Below are 18904 nucleotides of genomic sequence, written 5' to 3'. Positions count from 1 at the left end.
GTGCACAACGGTCGTGACCTGGCGCTGTGGAATCCCTAACGTGGGGTCATCCCACCGATCGCGCGTCGCGCGCGCGTCCGAAAGAGGTATCCGCATGGCCGACACCGTGGTCCGTCCCGTCGAGCACACCGAGCACCCCGACGCTCGCATCGACATCCGCCGCGTCAACGACGCCCTCCTGGGCACCTGGGCCGACATCCGCCGCGAGGCCCGCGAGATGATCAAGGACCCCGCGTTCTGGCGCATCGAGGGCCAGCCGATCGCCGAGCACCGCGAGCGGGCGTTGGCCCAGCTCGACCTGCTCGTGCAGCACGGCGCGTCGATGCGTGCCTACCCGAAGGAGTACGGCGGCCTGGCCAACCAGGGCGGCAACCTCGCCGGCTTCGAGGAGCTCGTGGCCGCCGACCCCAGTCTGCAGATCAAGTCGGGCGTGCAGTGGGGACTGTTCGCGTCTGCCATCCTGCAGCTCGGCACCAAGACACATCACGACCGCTGGCTGCGTGACGCCGGCGAGATGCGCCTGCCCGGCGCGTTCGCGATGACGGAGACGGGCCACGGATCGGACGTGCAGGCGATCGGCACGACGGCCACGTACGACCCGGAGACCGAGGAGTTCATCATCCACACGCCGTTCCGCGGCGCCTGGAAGGACTATCTCGGCAACGCGGCGCTTCACGCCAAGGCCGCCACGGTGTTCGCCCAGCTCATCACGAACGGCATCAACTACGGCGTGCACTGTTTCTTCGTGCCGATTCGCGACGAGAACGGCGACTTCCTGCCGGGCGTGGGCGGTGAGGACGACGGTCCGAAGGGCGGGCTGAACGGCGTCGACAACGGGCGCCTGCACTTCGACCGCGTGCGCATCCCGCGCGACCACCTGCTCAACCGCTACGGCGATGTCGCGCCCGACGGCAGCTACTCGAGCCCGATCGCCAGCCCCGGCCGCCGCTTCTTCACGATGCTCGGCGCGCTCGTGCAGGGACGCGTCTCGCTCGACGGCGCCGCCACGTGGGGGTCGGCGCTCGGCCTGAACATCGCGATCACCTACGGCAACCAGCGGCGCCAGTTCGACAACGGCGCCGGCGAAACGGTGCTGCTCGATTACGGGCGGCACCAGCGCCGGCTGCTGCCGCTGCTGGCGACCACCTACGCGCAGGCGTTCGCCCACGATCAGCTGCTGCAGAAATTCGACGCGGTGTTCAGCGGCGAGAACGACACCGACGAGACTCGGCAGGACCTCGAGACGCTCGCGGCGGCGCTGAAGGCGCTGTCGACGTGGCACGCCCTCGACGCGCTGCAGGAGTGCCGCGAGGCGTGCGGCGGGGCGGGGTTCCTCGCCGAGAACCGCATCGTCGGCCTGCGCAGCGACCTCGACGTCTACGTGACGTTCGAGGGTGACAACAACGTGCTGCTGCAGCTGGTCGGCAAGCGCCTGCTGGGCGACTACGCGAAGCAGTTCAAGGGCAAGCAGCCCGCCGAGCTCGCCGCCATCGTCGCCGGCCAGACCGCAGGCCGGGTCTTCCACGGCGCCGGTCTGCGCCGTCTCGGCCAGGCGGTCACCGACCTCGGCTCGACCGCGCGATCGGTCGAGCTCGGCCTGCGCGGTAAGGACCAGCACCAGCTTCTCGCCGATCGGGTGCAGACCATGGTGGCCGACGTCGCGGCGCGCCTGCGCCCTGCGGGGAAGCTGTCGCCGGCCGACGGCGCCGCCCTGTTCAACGAGAACCAGAACGAGCTGCTCGAGGCCGCACGCGCCCACGCGGAGCTGCTGCAGTGGGAGGCGTTCACCGACGCTCTCGGGCGCATCGAGCACGAGGGCACCCGGCAGGTGCTCACCTGGCTGCGCGATCTGTTCGGGCTCGGCCTCATCGAGAAGCACCTGTCGTGGCACCTCATCCACGGCCGCCTCTCCACGCAGCGCGCGGCCGCGGTCTCCCGCTACATCGACCGGCTCTGCGCGCGGCTGCGCCCGCACGCGCAGGACCTCGTCGACGCGTTCGGCTACGCACCCGAGCATGTGCGGGCCCCCATCGCCTCCGGCGCCGAGCAGGCCCGGCAGGACGAGGCGGCGCAGCACTACGCCACCCTGGAGGTGACGGGGAACGCCGCGAAGCGGGAGCCGAAGCCGCCTCGGAGCTGATGCGGCCACGCCACGGATCCGCGACTCGCATGCGTGCGAAGTCGCGGATTCGTCGCGTGGGCGGGTGTTGTGCTGACATGATCGTTCTAGACGCTCACGCCCGCCCCTCGCCGGCGGCGCGGAGATGCAGGGAAGGATGGGTGAGATGAGCACGCCCCAGTACCCCGGCCAGGCGCCGGATCCGTACGGGCAGTCGGCTTACCCGGGGCAGCAGTGGTTCCCGGGCGCCGAGGGCTACGGCCAGCCGGTCTCCGATCCGTATGCGGCCCCCGCCTACCCCTCCGCGCCCGCCGACCCCTTCGCCGCGTCACCTGGCTACCCGGGCCCCGCGGAGCACGCGGCGTCGGCGCCGCCCTACCCGTCGCCACCGGCCGAGCACGCGTACGGCTACGGCGCCGCGCCCGAGCAGCAGCCGTACGGGAGCCCCGAGGCTGTCGCTGCCTACCCGACGGCCGATCCGTACGCGCGCCCGGCTCACGGCGTCGGCGTCCCCGCCGAGCCGGGGCGCCGCGTCCTCGCCTTCGTCGTCGACACGCTGATCGCCGTGGGGATCGCCGTCGTCTTCGCGGTGCTCGCGGTCGTGCTCACGTTCACGGTCGACCTGAGCGTCGGCATGATCGTGCTGCTGGCGATGTACGCGGTCCTGATCGCGTGGTTCCTCGTCCACACCGGAATGCAGGGCGGCTCGGGATCGATCGGCGCGCGAGCGCAGAAGATCCGGATCGTGCGGGCCGACAGCGGTGCGCCGCTCGGCTTCGGCCGGGCGCTGCTGCGCAACGTGGTGCTGGGTGTGACGGGCTCGGTCTTCCTGCTGGGGTACTTCTCGATCCTCTTCGACAAGTCCGGGCGGCGACAGGGATGGCACGACAAGGCGGCCGGAGCGATCGTCGTCGACGCCCGCCCCGCGGAGCCCGACCCGTACGCTTCCCCTTCGGACGCATACGGCTCCTATCAGGGTGACCCCTACGCGGTCCCGCCCGCGCCGGCGGCCGACCCCTACGCCGCCCAGCCGGCCGCGTATGCGGAGCCTCCCGCCCACGACCCGTACGCCGCGCCGGCCGACCCCTACGCGGCTCCGGCGCAGCCGTATGCCGCGCCCGCCGATCCGTATGCCGCGCCGGCCGATCCGTACGCCGCGCCGCCGCCGCCGTATGCCGCTCCCGTCGACCCCGTGGCGACCGCCGCGGTGACGATGGATCCGGCGGCCGCCGATGCCGACCCCTACGCGCCCCCCGCGTACTCCCCGCAGGCGTCCGTTCCGCCCCGACCGGCCGATCCCGTCGCCGACGCCTCCGCGACGGCGATTCCCGAGCCCTCCGCCTTCTCGGCGTCGAACCCGCCGTTCCCCGCGGCGGCCCCGGCGGCGCAGCCGGGCGAGTCGCTCATCTCGTCGGTCCCGGGCATGCCGATGCCGGCGCCGCAGCCGCGCGAGCCGGAACCGCGCCGACGTGAGCCGGCCGCCGCTCCTGTGGCGGAGCCCGATGACTTCGTCGACGACACCGTCATCGTCCAGCGGCCCCGTCCCGGGGCGACCAAGCGCGCGGTGCTCGTGTGGGATGACGACATTCGGCACTCGGTGACCTCGCGCACCGTCTTCGGGCGCAACCCCCCTGAGGTCGAGGGATCGGAGGTCGTCGCGGTGCGCGACACGACGCTGTCGCTGTCGAAGACGCACTTCGCGATCGACGTCGACCCGACGGGAGCGTGGCTGACCGACCTGCACTCGACCAACGGCGTCGTCATCGTGCGCCACGGCGACCGCGTGGAGGTCACGCCGGGGCTGCGCACGCCCCTCGAGCCCGGAGACGCCCTGGAGATGGGGGACCGGGTCGTCACCTTCGAGGCGCTCGCGTGACCGCGCCCATCGTCGTCGAGAGCGGCGCGGCCACCGATGTGGGCGCGCGCCGCACGCTCAACGAGGACGCGCACCTGGCCGCGGCGCCGGTGTTCCTCGTCGCCGACGGCATGGGCGGCCACGAGGGCGGGGAACTGGCCTCGGCCGCGGCTCTCGAGGCCTTCGCGCCCTTCGTGGGCCGGCCGAGCGTCTCGGTGAGCGAGGCGCGTGATGCGTTCGACCGCGCCCGCCGCAGCGTCGACGGCCTCTCGGCGGCGCGCGAGCGCGGGGCAGGCACCACCTTCGCCGGCCTGATCGTGACGCACGTCGACGGCGTCGGCTACTGGCTCGCGATCAACCTGGGCGATTCGCGCGTGTACCGCATGCGCCGGGGCGAGCTCGAACAGATCAGCGTGGACCACTCGCTCGTGCAGGAACTGCTCGACGCGGGCGAGATCACGCCGGAGGAGGCGGCGCACGACCGGCGCCGCAACGTCATCACGCGCGCGATGGGCGCCGGCAGCCACGCGCAGGCGGACTTCTGGATGCTGCCCGCGGCGCGCGGCGACCGCATGCTCGTGTGCTCCGACGGCATGTCGAACGAGCTCACCACCGAGCGGATCGCCACGATCCTGCGCCTCGAGGTGTTGCCGCAGACGGCGGCCGAGCGTCTCGTGCGCGAGGCGCTGCTCAACGGCGGGCGCGACAACATCACCGCCGTCGTCGTCGACGCCGTCGCCGTCGCCTCGACGCGCGACCACGACATCGACGAGGACACGCGCCCGCGGGAGGCCGTCTCCCGCTGAGGCCCCGTGCCGAGCGTGGGCGCGGGAGGCCCGGTGCCGTTCAGGCGCTGACGTCGTGCAGGTGCCGCGCGCCGTGACTGAGCACCTTCACGACGATGCCCTTACGTCCCAGGGCGGCGACGGTGCGTGCTCCCTCGGCGGCATCGCGGCCCAGGGCGCGGATGCTCGCCACCACGAGCACGTCGCCCGGGCGGAGGGTGTCGAACAGGCGGGTGAGGCGCTGCTCCCACGTCTCCAGGATGTCGGGTGCGGGGTGGCGGAAGCCCTCGATCGGCACGCCGAAGCGTGCCAGGTCCTCGCGCTGCTGCACGACCGGGGGCATGTCGTCCCGGCTGACCACGAGGCCGACCAGGCGGGCGCCGTCGGGGCGCGCCTGCCACCAGCCGCGATCGCGCTGCAGCTCGATGAAGCACTTGGGGCACTCGGCCGCGGCATGCGGAAGATGCAGCGGGCTCGTCTCCGCATCGATCGTGTCGACCACGCGATCCTCCTTCGTCCCCTCTATTCTGCCGGTTCCGCACCGGGGGGACGAGATCGCGATCGCCGGAGGGCGCCGCGGGGTCAGATCAGGCTGAGCTCGCGCAGCTTCGCCTCGACGTCGGCGTTCGTCGGCTCCACGTGGTGGCTCGCGTCGGGGTAGACGACCACGGGGATGTTGGTGCGGCCCGAGATCTCCCTGGCCACGTCGGCGGCCGCGGGGTCGGCCTCGAGATCGATGTACTGGTAGGCCACGCCCAGCTCGTCGAGCTGCGCCTTGGTGCGGCGGCAGTCGCGGCACCAGTCGGCGCCGAACATCCGGATCTCCTGCGAAGTCGTCATCTCTCCAGGGTACGTCCGTCGCGGGGCACGGGATCCGGAGCTGCCCGGGGGCCGGCGGTGCGCGGCGTCACAGGGTGCCATGGAACGATGGAGGGGTGCGCCCCGCTCCCGAGGTGACGATCGTCATCCCCACGCGCGACGAGAGTCCCAACGTCGCGCCGCTCGTCGCGCAGATCGCCGGCGCGCTGGCCGGCCGCCGCGCCGAAATCCTGTTCGTCGACGACAGCGACGACGACACCCCGGCAGAGATCGCCCGTGTGGCGGCATCCGCGCCGTTGCCCGTGCGCGTGCTGCACCGGGCGCGCGGGGAGCGCGCCGGCGGTCTCGGCGGGGCGGTGACGCGCGGCCTCGCCCTCGCGGCGGCCGATGTGTGCATCGTCATGGACGGCGACCTGCAGCATCCCCCCTCGCTACTGCCGGAGCTGCTGGAGCGCTATGAGCGCGGCGGTGTCGATGTGGTGCTGGCGTCGCGCTACATGCACGGCGGCGACGGTGAGGGACTGGGGACGCGCCTGCGCGCCGCCGTGTCGCGGGTGTCTACCGCCGTGACCAAGGCGATGTTCCCGGTGCGGCTGCACGGCGTCAGCGACCCGATGACCGGGTTCTTCCTTGTCGACCGCCGGCGCGTGGACCTGGCGGCGCTGCGCCCCAACGGCTTCAAGATCCTGCTCGAGATCCTCGTGCGCGGCGAGCACCGCACGGCCGAGCTGCCTATGCGCTTCGACCGCCGTCGCGACGGCATCTCCAAGGCCACGCTGCGGCAGGGCGGCGCTTTCCTGGCGCATCTGGGGCGGCTGCGCTTCGGAAAGATGTCGCTGTTCGCGCTCATCGGGGCGGGGGGAGCGGTCGCGAACATCGGGATCGTGTGGGCGCTGACGTCCCTGGGGGTCGACTACCTGTGGGCCGCCATCGCGGGTGCCGAGATCACGATCGTGGCGAACTTCCTGCTGCAGGAGCGGTTCGTCTTCGCCGACATGCGCGATCAGGCGGCCGGCTTCGGCCGGCGCTTTGCCACCTCGTTCACGTTCAACAACGTCGAGGCGGCCATCCGCATCCCGGTCATGGCGCTCATGGTCGAGACGTGGCACATCTCGAGCGTGCTCGCCACCGCGATCACCCTCGCCGTGGCCTTCCTCGCCCGCTTCGTCTTCCACTCCCTCGTGGTCTACCGGCCGCGCCGCCCCGCCGAGCTCGCCGCCGACACGGGGGCGCTGCGCATCCTGAACGACATGGATGACCGGCGCGAGCGCGAGAGGATGGACGACATCGTGGGGGAGCGGAGGGAGAACCGGTGAGCGTCGCGATCGTCGGCAGCATCAACATGGACGTGGTCGCGCGGGTGCCGCGCATCCCGGGGCCGGGCGAGACCCTGCTCGCGTCGGGCTCGTCGCGCGGCGGCGGCGGCAAGGGCGCCAACCAGGTGGTGGCCGCGGCGCGGGCGGGCGGGGTGCCCGCCGCCTTCATCGGGGCGATCGGTGACGACGCCGAGGGCGCACAGCTGCGCGCATGGCTGGAGGCCGACGGCGTGGACGTGACGGGGCTCTCACTCTCGCGTGAGCAGACGGGCATGGCCCTCATCGCGGTCGGTGACGACGCCGAGAACTCGATCATCGTCGTGCCCGGCGCGAACCTCGCGCTGCAGAGCCTCGAGCCGCACCAGCGCGAGCTCGTGGCGGCGGCCGACGTCGTGGCCGCGCAGTTGGAGATCCCGATCCCGCTCGTCGTGGCGGCGGCGGAGGCGCGGCGGGACGGATCCCTGTTCGTGCTGAACGCGGCGCCCTCGGCGCCGCTCATGGACACCGCGGCGGCGGCGCGCGTGTTGCCGCTCGTCGATGTGCTCATCGTGAACGAGCACGAGCTCACCGACATCGCGGGGACGACGGATCGTGAGGCGGCCATCGACGCGCTCGCCGCGCGCGTGCCGGCCCTCGTCGTGACGCTGGGCGCGGCGGGGTCCGTGGTCGTCGTCGGGGCGGAGCGCGCCACCGTGCCCGCCTTCCGCGTCGATCCGGTCGACACGACGGGGGCCGGCGACACGTTCTGCGGCGTGCTGGCCGCGCGCCTCGGCCGTGGCGGCCTCACCGTGGCCGCGCTTGCCGAGGCGGCGCGCGCCGGGGCGGCGGCGTCCGCCATCGCAGTGACCCGCGTCGGTGCGCAGGCCGCGGTGCCGACCGCCGACGAGGTCGAAGCGCTGCTCGCCCGCTGACGGCGCGGACCGGGTCTCAGGCCGCGGTGACGGCGGCGTGCTTGGTGCAGGCGGCCGCGTCGCCGCACGAGGCGCACAGCACGACGCGCGCGCGGCATGCGTCGTCGGCGCAGTTGACCATGCGGTCCTCGGGCGCGCCGCACGAGACGCAGCGCCCGATCACGGCCGCGCCGTCGCCGAACGTCATCCGCTCCCGGCCGTCGAACACGTAGAGCGAGCCCTCCCACAGCCCGGAGTTGCCGAACGTCTCGCCGTACCGCACGATGCCGCCGTCGAGCTGGTACACCTCCTCAAAGCCGCGCGAGCGCATGAGGCTCGAGAGCACCTCGCAGCGGATGCCGCCGGTGCAGTAGGTGACGACGGGCTTGTCCTTGAGGTGGTCGTAGCGGCCCGACTCGAGCTCGGCGACGAAGTCGCGCGTCGTCTCGACGTCGGGCACGATCGCACCCTTGAAGCGGCCGATCTCGGCCTCGAACGCGTTGCGACCATCGAAGAACACCACGTCGTCACGCGCCTCGACGAGCTTGTGCAGCTCGCCGGGCTTGAGGTGCGTGCCGCCCCCGACGACGCCGTTGTCGTCCACCCGTAGATCGGAGGGCGCCCCGAAAGACACGATCTCGTCCCGCACCTTCACCGACAGGCGGGGGAAGTCCAGGCTCGCGCCGTTCTCGTCGAGCCCCGTGCCCGGCGACCACTTGAAGTCGATGCCCTTGAACGGCGCGTACTGCTTCGTCTTGCGCACGTAGGTCTTCAATGCCGCCATGTCGCCGCCGAGGGTGCCGTTCATCCCGTGCTCGGAGATGAGGATCCGCCCGCGCAGGCCCAGCAGCTCGCAGAGGTCGCGCTGCCACAGCCGCACCGCGTCGGGATCGGCGATCGGCGTGAACACGTAGTACAGCAGGATCTTGGCGACCATGCCCTCCAGATTATGCGGGCGCGGATGAGCCCCCGCCGGGCGGCTTTGGAGGCGGACGACAAAGGGCTTCGGCGTTCCGGGGGAGTGCTGGTTCACTCGAGCTGTGAATCTGTACTTCCGGCTGCTTCTGCTGTGGCTGCGCAGCCGCCGCGCGCGGCGGGTGTCGCTGTGGGACGAGGTGCGCACACCCTTCCGGGTGGTGCCGACTGATCTCGACCCGCTCATGCACATGAACAACGCCCGCTATCTCGCCCTGCTCGATCTCGGGCGCACCGACCTGATGTTCCGGTCGGGGTTCTGGGACGAGGTGAGCAAGCGCGGCTGGTACCCCGTGGTGACGGCCCAGACGATCAGCTACAAGCGGTCCCTCACGCTGTGGCAGCGCTTCGAGCTCGCCACCCGCGTGCTCGGCGTGGACGAGCGCCACGTGTACATGGAGCAGGAGTTCCACCGCGGTGGCAAGGTGATCGCGCGCGCCGTGGTGCAGGCCCGCTTCCTGCGGAAGCAGGGTGGCACGGTCGACCCGGGGGAGCTGCTCGCGGCCGCCGGCGGCGACCCGGGGCACCTGACCCTGCCGGAGTGGGTGCGCCCGTGGGCCGACGCCGTGCGGATCTCGCACTCGCAGGGCTGACGCGCCGAACGGGCGCCTCAAGCGTCAGGCGTCGGTGAGGCGGGCGCGCAGCCACGCCAGCTGGGCGGCGCGCTGGTAGGGCCCGCCACCCTCGTGCCCGTTGTACGGGTACACCTCGATCGCCTTGTCGTCGGAGGCCCACGCGTTGTACGCCGCGAACACCGTGGACGGCGGGCAGACCGGATCCATGAGCGCCACCGAGAACAGCGCGGGCGCGGTGGCCAGCGCCGACAGGTGCGCCCCATCGAAGTACGACAGGGTGCGCTGCACCTGATCCACCCGGTCACGGAACGCCGCGAGGTAGGTGACGAGCTCGCGATACGGCATCGTGTCGACGAGCGCGATGGATCGCGCGAAGTCGCACAGGAACGGCACGTCCGGCAGGGCGCCGTCGACGGTGCCGCCCGAGAGCTCGTGCAGCGCCACCGCGGCGATGGCGAGGCCACCGCCCTGGCTGCCGCCGGTGACGAACAACGGCAGACCGCCACCCGCCAGCCCGCGCGCGACGTCGATCGCGAGGGCGGCGTCGGTGTAGAGCCGCCGGTAGTAGTACGTCTCGGGATCCTCGATCCCGCGCGTGAGCTGACCAGCCACCGCCGCGCCGCCGCTGCCCTGCGGGTCGGCGGTGTGCCCCGGCGAGGCGGCGCCGCTACCCTGACCGCGGGAATCGACGAAGAGGTGCGCGTAGCCGGCGAGCGGCCATTCGTGCTGCTGGTGGGGCAGCCCGCGGCCCCCGTTGTAGCCCTGGAACTGGACGACGATGCCGCGCGGCGCGCGGCCCGCGGGGCGGTGCCACCACGCGCGGATGGGGTCGCCGCCGTAGCCCGCGAAGGTCACGTCGCTCGTCTCAACGAGTTCCAGCCCCGTGTCGACCGGCTCGATGCGTGTCTCCCACGACCGCGCGCGGGACTCGGAGAGCGTCGCGCGCCAGAAGTCCTTCAGGTCGGACGGGGGCTCCTGGCCGATGCGGTGCTCGCGCAGCAGGTCGAGGGGCAGGTCGAAGAACGGCATGAGACTCGCTTTCCGGCGTCGTCGGCGGGGGATGCTGCTCCCACACCTATCACGCCGGCAGCCGCGCGGCGGGGCAACGATCGCCCGCGCGTCGGCGGGCCGGCGGCTCAGGCGTCGGGGGACTCGCGCGGCGGGTTGTGCATGAACTCGATGCGGATGCCGCAGTCGTCCTCGAGGAACGAGGCGTAGTAGCGGGGCGAGAAGCGCGGGTAGGGCTTCGGATCGCGCACCACGGTCCATCCCGCCTCGAGGGCGATGCCGTGCAGGCGCTCGACCTCCTCCCGGGAGTCCACCGCGAATGCCAGGTGCTGCCAGCCCACCCGCCCGTGCCGGTGCGGACCGGTGCCGTCCTCGCGCGGCGCGTAGAGGATCAGCTCCGTCTCGCCGTCCTTGTACCAGGCGACCGCGCCGTCCCCGTCGGTGCGCTCCAGGCCGAGCGCGGTGAGCACGGGATCCCACTGCGCGGTTGCGCGCGGAAGATCGTCCACCGTGATGCCGAGATGGTCGAAGAGAGGCATGGCGTCAGCCTATTGAGAGGTGCAGTCGCCGCGGTATCTCCGGCGTGCGTCGGCCCGCGCGCCGCGGTCGCGTTCGCGGCGCGCGGGACCAGGTCACGCCCGCGCCACGTCGAACTCCACGACCGCCCACGAGAGCGCGGGCAGGGTGGCGCGCAGCGCGCCGTCCACCACCGCGACGTCGCGCAGCGGCACGAGGCCGACGCGATCCTGCTCGCTCTCGGTGTTCTTGGTGTGCCGATCGCCGTCGTCCGGGACGGTCAGCACCTCGGCCGAGCGGATGTCGCCGGCGGAAAGGCCGCGCAGGTCGACCGTGACGTCGGCGGCGTCGTCCAGCGAGCGGTTGGCCAGGAACAGGGCGATCCGCCCGTGCTCCTCGTCCCACGTGGCGGCGGCGTCGATCGCGTCGACATCGCCGAACTTCGGCGTCGGCACCTGCGTCGAGTCGACCGCGAGCCGCAGGATCCGACCCCGCGCGGCGTGCGCGATGCGCGCGAAGGGCCAGAAGATCGACTGCCTCCAGGCCGGTCCGCCCTCCTCCGAGCGGATCGGCGCGATGACGTTCACCAGCTGGGCCTGGTTGGCGATCTTCACGCGGTCGCCGTGGCGCAGCAGGCTGTGCAGGAACGTGCCGACCACCACGGCGTCGGTCACCGAGTACGTGTCCTCGATGAGCCGCGGGTGCTCGCGCCACTGCGCCGCCACCTTGTGCGGCTGGTCCTCCGTGTCGAGGCCGCGCTGGTACCAGACGTTCCACTCGTCGAACGAGATGTTCACCTGCTTGCGGTACTTGCCCGCCGCCTTGACGGCGTCGATCGTCGCGACGACGCCGTCGATGAACGCATCCATGTCGACCGCCTCGGCCAGGAACGAGGCGGCATCGCCGTTCTCCTCCTGGTAGTAGGCGTGCATCGAGACGTAGTCGACCTCCTCGTACGCGTGCGTGAGGACCGTGTGCTCCCAGGTGCCGAAGGTCGGCATCTGTCGGCTGGAGGAGCCGACCGCGACGAGCTCGATCGTCGGATCGACGAAGCGCATCGCCTTCGCCGTCTCCTGCGCCAGGCGGCCGTACTCGTGGGCCGTCTTGTGCCCGATCTGCCAGGGCCCGTCGAGCTCGTTGCCCAGGCACCACAGGCGGATGTCGAACGGCTCGTCGGCCCCGTTGCGGCGCCGCAGGTCGGACCAGCGGGTGCCGCCCGGGTGGTTGGCGTACTCCACGAGCGCGCGGGCCTCTTCGACGCCGCGGGTGCCCAAGTTCACCGCCTCCATCACCTCGACGCCGGCCTCCTTCGACCAGGCGACGAACTCGTGCAGGCCGAACGCGTTCGTCTCGATCGTGTGCCAGGCGCCGTCCAGCCGCCGCGGCCGGTCCTCGACCGGCCCGACGCCGTCCTCCCACAGGTACCCCGAGACGAAGTTGCCGCCCGGGTACCGCACCACCGTCGGACCGAGTTCGCGCACCAGTTCGAGCACGTCGCGGCGGAAGCCGTTCTCGTCCGCCTGGGGGTGCCCGGGCTCGAAGATGCCGGTGTAGACGCACCGTCCCATGTGCTCGACGAACGATCCGAACAGGCGTCGCGGCACGTCGGCGATGGTGAAGTCCCGGTCGATGGTGATGCGGGCGCGGGTCATGATTCTCCTGTTCTGACGGGGGTCTGTGGGCGCCTACTGGCCACCGAAGCCGGTGGTCGCGACGCCCTTGACGATCTGGCGCTGGAAGAAGAGGAAGACGACGATGAGCGGCAGCGCGGCCAGCACGGCCTGCGCCATCACCTGCGCGTACTGCACGCCGTAGGCGCTGATGACGGTCTGCAGCCCGACGGGCAGCGTCATGAGCGTCGTGTCGTTGATGACGAGGAACGGCCACAGGAAGTTGTTCCACGCCCCGATGAACACGAAGATCGACACCGCGCCCAGGATCGGCCGCGACAGCGGCAGCACGATCGACCAGAACACCCGCAGTCGGCTGGCGCCGTCCACGCGCGCGGCGTCCTCGAGCTCGATCGGCACGGCGTCGAAGAACTGCTTCAGGATGAACACCATGGCCGGCGCGACCACCTGGGGCAGGATGAGGCCCCAGTGGGTGTCGATCATGTTGAAGGCGAGCATCTCGTAGAACAGCGGGATGATCAGCACCTGCGGCGGCACGACGATCGACGCGATCACCACGACGTAGAGCCAGCCACGGCCGCGGAACGACAGCCGCGAGAACGCGTACGCCGCCAGGGCCGAGATCGCGACGGTGAGGACGGTGATGGCCGCCGAGGTCCACAGGCTGTTGAGCGCCCAGATGTAGACGTTTCCCTGCGACAGGATGGCCTCGAACGCGGCCGTCGTAAGCCCGTTCTCGCCGATCCACGTGGCGGCGCCGGCGGCGTCGGTCTCGGTCTTGAAGGCCGTCGCGACCGCCCAGAGGAAGGGCAGCAGCCAGCTGAGCGCCAGCAACAGCAGCACGACGAAGGCGAGGATCCGCGCGATCCCATACGGGCGCTCGCCGGGCTTGCGGCCCCTCGCCCGCGCACTCAGGGGCGGCGCGACGAGGGTCTGGGTGGCGGTGGCGGTGGTCATCGCGATTCCCTCCTGCGCCCGACGATCCCGAGCTGGACGAGCCCGAGGATGACGATGAGCGCGAAGAACACGTAGGAGATGGCGGCCGAGTAGCCGAACCGGTAGCCGACGAAGCCGGCCTCGTAGATGTACTGCACGATCGAGCGGGTGGTGTCGCTCGAGACACCGCCGAGCATCTGGTACGCCTGGTCGAACAGCTTCAGCGACGCGAGGATCTGCAGCAGCACGATGAGGACCGTCGCGGGCCCGAGCTGCGGCAGCGTGATGGAGAACAGCTGGCGCCACTTGCCGGCGCCGTCGATCGATGCGGCCTCGTACTGCTGAGTCGGGATGTTCTGCAGCGCCGCCAGGTACAGCAGGAAGTTGAACCCGACCGTCCACCAGACCGTCGCGATCACGATGGCCAGCATGTTCGTGCGCGGATCCTGCAGCCACGCGATCGGTTCCATGCCGAGGGATTCCAGCAAAGCGTTGGCCGCGCCGATCTGCGGGTTGAAGATCCACACCCAGATCTGCGAGATCACCGTCGACGCGAGCAGGAACGGCATGAAGAACGACAGCCGCCACAGCCACTGGCCGGGAAGGCCCTGATCCACCAGCAGCGCCATGATGAGCGCGATGAGCACGAGCGGCACGGTGGACAGGAACGTGAACCACACCGTGTTGCCGAGCGAGCGCCACATGACAGGGTCCGACAGCGCCTCGGCGTAGTTCGCGAAGCCGACGAAGTCGCCTCCGGCGCCGGTGAGCGACTGGTTCGTGAAGCCGAGGAAGATGCCGTGGATGATCGGCCATACGAGGAACAGCACGAAGGCGATGAGGAACGGCGTCAGGAACGCCCAGCCGACGAGCTGCTCGCGCCGGTCGCCGGCGTGCGAGAAGCGGCGCGGCGGGGCGCCGGTGACGATGGTGTGGGTGGACGTGGACGGCGCCACGCGCGTGGTGGTGGTCATGACTGCCACGTCCCCTCGGGGTCGGCCGGGTTCGGCTTGGACAGCTGCTCGTTCACGCGCTCGCGGAAGGTCGCGATCGCGGCGGCGGGGTCGGCGCCGCCCAGCAGGACGTTCTGCACCGACTGACCGAAGTCGCCCTGGAAGTTCGATCCCGATCCCGTGAACCATGCGGGAGGGTCGTAGGTGACGTACTCCGCCGCCTCGGCGTAGTGCGCCTGCGGCACGAGATCGTCGTACTCGGGGCTCTGCGTGATGGGCAGGTAGGCCGGGATGTGACCCGCGCCCGCCCAGTCGAACGATCCCTTCAGCAGGTCGGCGACGAACTGGTAGGTCAGTTCGCGCCGGGCCGGATCCGGGTTGTTCTGGTGGGGCAGGACAAAGGAGTGCGAGTCGGCGTAGACGGCGGGCGTGCCGTACAGCGTGGGGATCATCGCCGCATCGAACGGGATCCCCGCTTCCTGCATCGTGCGCAGCTCCCACACGCCGGTCAGCAGCATGCCGCTGCGGCCCGTGGCGAACTCTGCGATGGCGGAGGCGTAGTCGTTCTGCGGTGCCGCGATCTCGCCGTCGAGCAGGCTCTGCATGAACGTGAGCGACTCGACCGCGATGTCGTCGTCGAAGTCGGCGGGCCCGCCCTCGGGCAGCGACATCGTGGCGCCGTGCTGCGCGTAGAGCGTGTAGAACAGGCGCCACATCTGGGCGCCGTCGCCGAGGTAGCCGTACGACAGTCCGTGGCTCTCGGCGGATCCCGCGATGGCCCGCAGCATCTCGAGGAACGCCTCGGGCGAGTCGACGGGGGCGAGGCCGCCGTCGCTGGAGAGCACGCCGGCCGCGTCGCAGATGTCGGTGTTGAACATGAGGATGAAGGGGTGAGCGTCGAGCGCGACGCTGTACAGCTCCCCGCCGGTGATGCCCTTCTCCCAGATCGGGGCGGGGAACGTCGTCTCGTCCACGCCGAGCTGGGCGAGCCGGTCGAGATCCCACGGGTCGAGCAGGCCTCCCGGCGCGTAGCCCTCCACGCGCGTGGCGTGCATGATGGCGACGTCGGGGGCCCGCCCGCCCGTGCCCGCCATGGCGAGCTTGGTGTAGTACGGGCTGCCCCACGCCAGCACCGTGGGGCGTACCGCGTAGTCGCTCTGCGAAGCGTTCGCCTCATCGATGAGGCCGGACATCGTGACGCCGTCGCCACCGCTGAGCAGATGCCAGAACTGCAGCGTGGTGGGGGCGCCGATCGTGCTCGCGGGCGTGCAGCCCGCGAGCGCCGCGGCGCCGGCGAATGTCGCCGCCCCCGCGAGGAGCTGACGTCTGGTCAGCTGAAACGGTGGTGTCATAGCCACTCCCTTGTGACGTGAACCTCGTGCCGTAAGACCGGGTGGCCGCCATCATTACATCGATGAAATGGCCGGCACAAGGGGTGACGTGCGGGCTGTGGAGGGCGGCTGCCGTCGGCGGCGGGACGGGCGCGTCGGGGAGCGCGCGGAGGGTCAGGCGGAGGGGTCGTAGCCGCGCGGCTCGCTCATCGTGCTGCCCCGCACGATGAGGCGGTGCGGCACCGTCACCGCCCTCGGCGGCGTGGACCGACTGTCGAAGCGCGACTCGAGCAGCTCGATCGCGGCGCGGGCGAACTCGTGCCGATCGAAGCCGATGGTGGTCAGCGGAGGCGAGGTGTAGCGCGCCACCTCGACGTCGTCGAATCCGGCCACGAGCACCTGTTCCGGCACGCGGATGCCGTGCTCGTGCAGCGCATGAAGCGTGCCGACGGCGATGGAGTCGGTGAAGGCCACGATCGCGTCGAAGGGCACCGCGCGGTCGATGAGCTCGCGCGCCGCGGCGGCGCCGCCGGCCATGGTCCACGGGAACACGTACAGTTCGAGCGCCGGGTCGGGGGCGATGCCCGCCTCCCGCAGCGCGTCGCGGTACCCGGCGAGGCGGATGCGGCTTGTCGCCGTCGTGCCGGGCGTGCGCGTGTCACCGCCCAGCACCGCGACGCGGCGCGCACCCTTGGCGAGCACGTGCGCCGTGAGGTCGTGCGCGGCGGCGCGGCTGTCGATCAGGACGCGATCCGTCCGGTGCTGCTCCACCTCGCCGATCAGCACGACGGGCGGCAGCCGATCGGCGTGCTCCACGACGCTGTCCTCCAGGCGGATCGGATTGAGGATGAGGCCGTCGATGAGGTGTGCCCGTGCCCGCGACAGCAGCTCGTGCTCCCTCTGGGGCTCCGACGCCGTCTCCTCGATCTGCACCGCCAGACCGCGCCCGTGCGCGACCTGCACGAGGCAGTGCATGAGGTCGGCGGAGAACGCGGTGCCGAGGTCGGGCAGGGCCACCGCGATGATGCCGGAGCGGCCGTTGCGCAGCCCCCGCGCGCTGAGGTTCGGCACGAACTCGAGCTCGCGCATCGCCGCCTCGACCCGCTCCCGCGTCTCCGGGCGGACGAAGGTGACGCCCGTGACGACGTTCGACACCGTCTTCGGCGACACGCCCGCCAGCGCGGCGACGTCCTTCATCGTCGCGCGGGAGGAGCGAGGGCCCGGCATGCGCACCAGGATACGAGTCGGATGGCGGCCGGGCGGGTCTCGCGGATGTCGGTGGCCGGGCGTACCGTCTGGCGTGAGAGAAGCGAGGACGCCATGGACTTCCGAATCGAACTCATCTTCGTGCCCGTCTCCGACACCGACCGCGCCGTGGCGTTCTACGGCGACACGCTGGGCTGGAACGTGGATCACGACCATCGCGTGAGCGAGTCGCTGCGCTTCGTGCAGGTGACGCCGCCCGGGTCAGCCTGCTCGATCAGCTTCGGCGACGGCATCACGGAGGACACCCCCGGCAGCATGCGCAACGTGCAGGTGGTCGTCGACGACGCCGACGCGGCGCTCGCCTATCTGCGCGAGCGCGGCGTCGAGGCCGACGGCGTGGACGAGCAGCCCTGGGGCCGGTTTGTGTCCTTCACCGACCCCGACGGCAACGCCTGGGTCCTGCAGCAGCTCGTTCCGCGGTAGGCGGGCAGAGAGGCCGGGCATCGTGCTCGTCACGCACGCGCATCCGGGCCGCCGCTGGGGCACCGTCGCACTCCATCCGAGGGCTCAGCGCTGCTGCGACTCGTGCCATCGGTCCATCAGTCGCGGAAGCTCGACGCGCAGGAACTCGAAGAACCTGCGGGTCTCATCGAACCGCCTTCCCGCCTCCGTGTCGGTCCCCAGCAGCCGTGCGCCGGCTGCGGAAGCGTCCTGCCATCGCGCGAGGTTTGCGTCGTTGCCGGTGACGGCACGGAACCACGTGTCTTCCTGAACGCGGTAGTAGTCCCGTCGATCGCCGGGCACGCGCTCGCGCGTGACAAGCCCCGCCTGCAGGAGCGCCTTGATTCCGCCCGAGATGGCCGGCGCGCCGACATGGAGAGCCTGCGAGAGCTCTGCCGCGGTGAGGCGGCCATCCTCGGTTGCCATCAAGCAGGCGAAGACCCGAGCCATCATGCGCGGCCACCCCGACAACGTGAGGGCTTGGGCGTATCGCTCGATGAAGTCGGCAACTTCTTCCGTGTGGGACATCACTTGTTCCAACCTTCACGAATTTCGTGAATACATGTAATCTGTGCGCGTGAGCAACATTATCTCGATGTCGGCGGTCACGAAGTCGTTCGGCAGCAGCCGCGCGCTCGACGAACTGGAATTGGAGGTTGCGGCGGGCGAGGTGCATGGCTTTCTCGGGCCGAACGGCGCGGGCAAGACCACGACGATCCGGATCCTTCTGGGGCTGCTGCGCGCGGACAGCGGACGGGTGAGGATCCTGGGAATGGACCCCTGGACGCAGGCGACGGAAGCGCACCGCAGGATCGCTTACGTCCCAGGTGACGTCGCCCTGTGGCCCAATCTCACCGGAGGGGAGATCATCGACGTGATCGGCGGTTTCCGGGGCGGGTTCCGCCGTCGTCGCCGGGACGAGCTCATCGAACGCTTTCACCTGGACCCGACGAAGAAGGCCCGCACCTACTCCAAGGGGAATCGCCAGAAAGTCGGTCTGATCGCGGCGCTTGCCGCCGAAGCCGAGTTGCTGATCCTCGACGAGCCGACCTCCGGCCTCGACCCCCTCATGGAGGCCGTCTTCAAGGACGCCATCGCGGAAGAGAAGCTCGCAGGACGGACGGTGTTCCTGTCCAGCCACATCCTCTCCGAGGTCGAAGACCTGTGCGACCGCGTCAGCATCATCCGAGCCGGTCGGATGATCGAAACCGGGTCGATGGCGGAGCTGCGTCACCTCGGTGCGACATCGATCACGGCCATCCTCGACACGGTGCCCGCGCACCTGAACCACATTCGGGGCGTCACCTCTGTGGAGGTCGACGGGAACCAGGTCCGCCTGAAGGTCGACTCGTTCGACGCGGTGCTCGGCGAGCTTCAGGCGGCCGGCATCCGTGCGATCACCGTGTCGCCGCCGACGTTGGAAGAACTGTTCATGCGCTTCTATGACGGCGCCCCGACTCCGGCGAAGAGCGGGCACTGAGATGGACG

The 18904-nt window shown here is 71.0% G+C and carries 19 protein-coding genes; 8 read left to right on the top strand and 11 right to left on the bottom strand.

Annotation, left to right across the window (positions count from 1 at the left end; genetic code table 11):
* Window positions 1-94: 94 nt before the first annotated feature.
* From N8N77_RS06135 to N8N77_RS06125, 3 genes are all read left to right on the top strand, one after another.
* Window positions 95-2140: an acyl-CoA dehydrogenase gene (locus N8N77_RS06135; RefSeq protein ID WP_261165444.1), complete on the top strand. Its 2046-nt coding sequence runs from the start codon at window positions 95-97 to the stop codon at window positions 2138-2140.
* A gap of 145 nt (window positions 2141-2285) precedes the next feature.
* Complete coding sequence (locus N8N77_RS06130) at window positions 2286-3995, top strand: RDD family protein (RefSeq protein WP_261165442.1); 1710 nt, start codon at window positions 2286-2288, stop codon at window positions 3993-3995.
* Window positions 3992-4780 carry a PP2C family serine/threonine-protein phosphatase gene (locus tag N8N77_RS06125; RefSeq protein WP_261165440.1) on the top strand — a complete coding sequence of 263 codons (789 nt, stop codon included), beginning with the start codon at window positions 3992-3994 and terminating at the stop codon, window positions 4778-4780. The genes N8N77_RS06130 and N8N77_RS06125 overlap by 4 nt, the downstream gene beginning before the upstream one ends.
* A 40-nt stretch (window positions 4781-4820) precedes the next feature.
* On the opposite strand, the gene N8N77_RS06120 is transcribed toward N8N77_RS06125, so the two are convergent.
* Together N8N77_RS06120 and N8N77_RS06115 are read right to left on the bottom strand one after the other, a co-directional pair.
* Window positions 4821-5261, bottom strand: coding sequence for a recombinase family protein (locus N8N77_RS06120; RefSeq protein WP_261165439.1), 441 nt, complete (start codon window positions 5259-5261; stop codon window positions 4821-4823).
* A gap of 80 nt (window positions 5262-5341) precedes the next feature.
* On the bottom strand, window positions 5342-5599 hold the full coding sequence (locus tag N8N77_RS06115; protein ID WP_261165438.1) for a glutaredoxin domain-containing protein: 258 nt from the start codon (window positions 5597-5599) through the stop codon (window positions 5342-5344).
* A gap of 95 nt (window positions 5600-5694) precedes the next feature.
* Here N8N77_RS06115 and N8N77_RS06110 point away from each other — a divergent pair, with 95 nt between their 5' ends.
* Window positions 5695-6894 carry a glycosyltransferase gene (locus N8N77_RS06110; protein ID WP_261165437.1) on the top strand — a complete coding sequence of 400 codons (1200 nt, stop codon included), beginning with the start codon at window positions 5695-5697 and terminating at the stop codon, window positions 6892-6894.
* Window positions 6891-7805, top strand: a complete 915-nt coding sequence (locus tag N8N77_RS06105; protein ID WP_261165436.1) for a ribokinase — start codon at window positions 6891-6893, stop codon at window positions 7803-7805. The genes N8N77_RS06110 and N8N77_RS06105 overlap by 4 nt, the downstream gene beginning before the upstream one ends.
* 16 nt (window positions 7806-7821) lie before the next feature.
* On the opposite strand, the gene N8N77_RS06100 is transcribed toward N8N77_RS06105, so the two are convergent.
* Window positions 7822-8721: a rhodanese-related sulfurtransferase gene (locus tag N8N77_RS06100; protein ID WP_261165435.1), complete on the bottom strand. Its 900-nt coding sequence runs from the start codon at window positions 8719-8721 to the stop codon at window positions 7822-7824.
* Window positions 8722-8824: 103 nt separating this feature from the next.
* On the opposite strand from N8N77_RS06100, the gene N8N77_RS06095 reads away from it, so the two are divergent.
* Entirely contained in the window at window positions 8825-9352 is a 528-nt protein-coding gene (locus tag N8N77_RS06095) for a thioesterase family protein (RefSeq protein WP_261165434.1), read from the top strand.
* Window positions 9353-9376: 24 nt separating this feature from the next.
* Here the strand turns inward: N8N77_RS06095 and N8N77_RS06090 are convergent, their stop codons facing one another.
* The 7 genes from N8N77_RS06090 to N8N77_RS06060 all read right to left on the bottom strand — a co-directional run bounded on the left by N8N77_RS06090 (window position 9377) and on the right by N8N77_RS06060 (window position 16936).
* The gene (locus N8N77_RS06090; RefSeq protein WP_261165433.1) at window positions 9377-10363 is read right to left on the bottom strand and encodes an acetylxylan esterase; all 987 of its coding nucleotides are present in this window, start codon (window positions 10361-10363) and stop codon (window positions 9377-9379) included.
* Window positions 10364-10470: 107 nt separating this feature from the next.
* Window positions 10471-10881, bottom strand: a complete 411-nt coding sequence (locus N8N77_RS06085) for a VOC family protein (RefSeq protein ID WP_261165431.1) — start codon at window positions 10879-10881, stop codon at window positions 10471-10473.
* A 93-nt stretch (window positions 10882-10974) separates the two neighbouring features.
* Window positions 10975-12510: an alpha-N-arabinofuranosidase gene (locus N8N77_RS06080; RefSeq protein ID WP_261165430.1), complete on the bottom strand. Its 1536-nt coding sequence runs from the start codon at window positions 12508-12510 to the stop codon at window positions 10975-10977.
* A 33-nt stretch (window positions 12511-12543) separates the two neighbouring features.
* Window positions 12544-13446 (bottom strand): carbohydrate ABC transporter permease, encoded by a 903-nt coding sequence (locus N8N77_RS06075; RefSeq protein WP_261165429.1) that lies wholly within the window; start codon window positions 13444-13446, stop codon window positions 12544-12546.
* A complete protein-coding gene (locus N8N77_RS06070) occupies window positions 13443-14399 on the bottom strand; it encodes a carbohydrate ABC transporter permease (RefSeq protein WP_261165427.1) in 957 nt (318 codons plus the stop codon). Before N8N77_RS06070 ends, N8N77_RS06075 begins: the two co-directional genes overlap by 4 nt.
* On the bottom strand, window positions 14396-15730 hold the full coding sequence (locus N8N77_RS06065) for an extracellular solute-binding protein (RefSeq protein WP_261165425.1): 1335 nt from the start codon (window positions 15728-15730) through the stop codon (window positions 14396-14398). The genes N8N77_RS06070 and N8N77_RS06065 overlap by 4 nt, the downstream gene beginning before the upstream one ends.
* Before the next feature lie 153 nt (window positions 15731-15883).
* On the bottom strand, window positions 15884-16936 hold the full coding sequence (locus N8N77_RS06060) for a LacI family DNA-binding transcriptional regulator (RefSeq protein ID WP_261165423.1): 1053 nt from the start codon (window positions 16934-16936) through the stop codon (window positions 15884-15886).
* Window positions 16937-17029: 93 nt separating this feature from the next.
* Here N8N77_RS06060 and N8N77_RS06055 point away from each other — a divergent pair, with 93 nt between their 5' ends.
* Entirely contained in the window at window positions 17030-17398 is a 369-nt protein-coding gene (locus N8N77_RS06055; protein ID WP_261165421.1) for a glyoxalase superfamily protein, read from the top strand.
* Window positions 17399-17482: 84 nt separating this feature from the next.
* On the opposite strand, the gene N8N77_RS06050 is transcribed toward N8N77_RS06055, so the two are convergent.
* Window positions 17483-17866: a GbsR/MarR family transcriptional regulator gene (locus tag N8N77_RS06050; RefSeq protein ID WP_396652805.1), complete on the bottom strand. Its 384-nt coding sequence runs from the start codon at window positions 17864-17866 to the stop codon at window positions 17483-17485.
* Between the two features lie 127 nt (window positions 17867-17993).
* On the opposite strand from N8N77_RS06050, the gene N8N77_RS06045 reads away from it, so the two are divergent.
* Complete coding sequence (locus tag N8N77_RS06045; RefSeq protein WP_314732513.1) at window positions 17994-18896, top strand: ABC transporter ATP-binding protein; 903 nt, start codon at window positions 17994-17996, stop codon at window positions 18894-18896.
* Window positions 18897-18904 lie beyond the last annotated feature (8 nt).

The organism is Microbacterium sp. Marseille-Q6965, from assembly GCF_946151065.1.
Lineage (GTDB): Bacteria > Actinomycetota > Actinomycetes > Actinomycetales > Microbacteriaceae > Microbacterium.
This window is presented reverse-complemented; position numbering and strand designations above follow the sequence as displayed.

What these genes read in the sequence shown, in the direction of transcription:
- N8N77_RS06135 (WP_261165444.1), top strand. Translation starts at nt 95, where the DNA reads ATGGCCGACACCGTGGTCCGTCCCGTCGAGCACACCGAGCACCCCGAC.
- N8N77_RS06130 (WP_261165442.1), top strand. Translation starts at nt 2,286, where the DNA reads ATGAGCACGCCCCAGTACCCCGGCCAGGCGCCGGATCCGTACGGGCAG.
- N8N77_RS06115 (WP_261165438.1), bottom strand. Translation starts at nt 5,599, where the DNA reads ATGACGACTTCGCAGGAGATCCGGATGTTCGGCGCCGACTGGTGCCGC.
- N8N77_RS06100 (WP_261165435.1), bottom strand. Translation starts at nt 8,721, where the DNA reads ATGGTCGCCAAGATCCTGCTGTACTACGTGTTCACGCCGATCGCCGAT.
- N8N77_RS06090 (WP_261165433.1), bottom strand. Translation starts at nt 10,363, where the DNA reads ATGCCGTTCTTCGACCTGCCCCTCGACCTGCTGCGCGAGCACCGCATC.
- N8N77_RS06085 (WP_261165431.1), bottom strand. Translation starts at nt 10,881, where the DNA reads ATGCCTCTCTTCGACCATCTCGGCATCACGGTGGACGATCTTCCGCGC.
- N8N77_RS06080 (WP_261165430.1), bottom strand. Translation starts at nt 12,510, where the DNA reads ATGACCCGCGCCCGCATCACCATCGACCGGGACTTCACCATCGCCGAC.
- N8N77_RS06075 (WP_261165429.1), bottom strand. Translation starts at nt 13,446, where the DNA reads ATGACCACCGCCACCGCCACCCAGACCCTCGTCGCGCCGCCCCTGAGT.
- N8N77_RS06070 (WP_261165427.1), bottom strand. Translation starts at nt 14,399, where the DNA reads ATGACCACCACCACGCGCGTGGCGCCGTCCACGTCCACCCACACCATC.
- N8N77_RS06065 (WP_261165425.1), bottom strand. Translation starts at nt 15,730, where the DNA reads ATGACACCACCGTTTCAGCTGACCAGACGTCAGCTCCTCGCGGGGGCG.
- N8N77_RS06060 (WP_261165423.1), bottom strand. Translation starts at nt 16,936, where the DNA reads ATGCCGGGCCCTCGCTCCTCCCGCGCGACGATGAAGGACGTCGCCGCG.
- N8N77_RS06055 (WP_261165421.1), top strand. Translation starts at nt 17,030, where the DNA reads ATGGACTTCCGAATCGAACTCATCTTCGTGCCCGTCTCCGACACCGAC.
- N8N77_RS06050 (WP_396652805.1), bottom strand. Translation starts at nt 17,866, where the DNA reads ATGGCTCGGGTCTTCGCCTGCTTGATGGCAACCGAGGATGGCCGCCTC.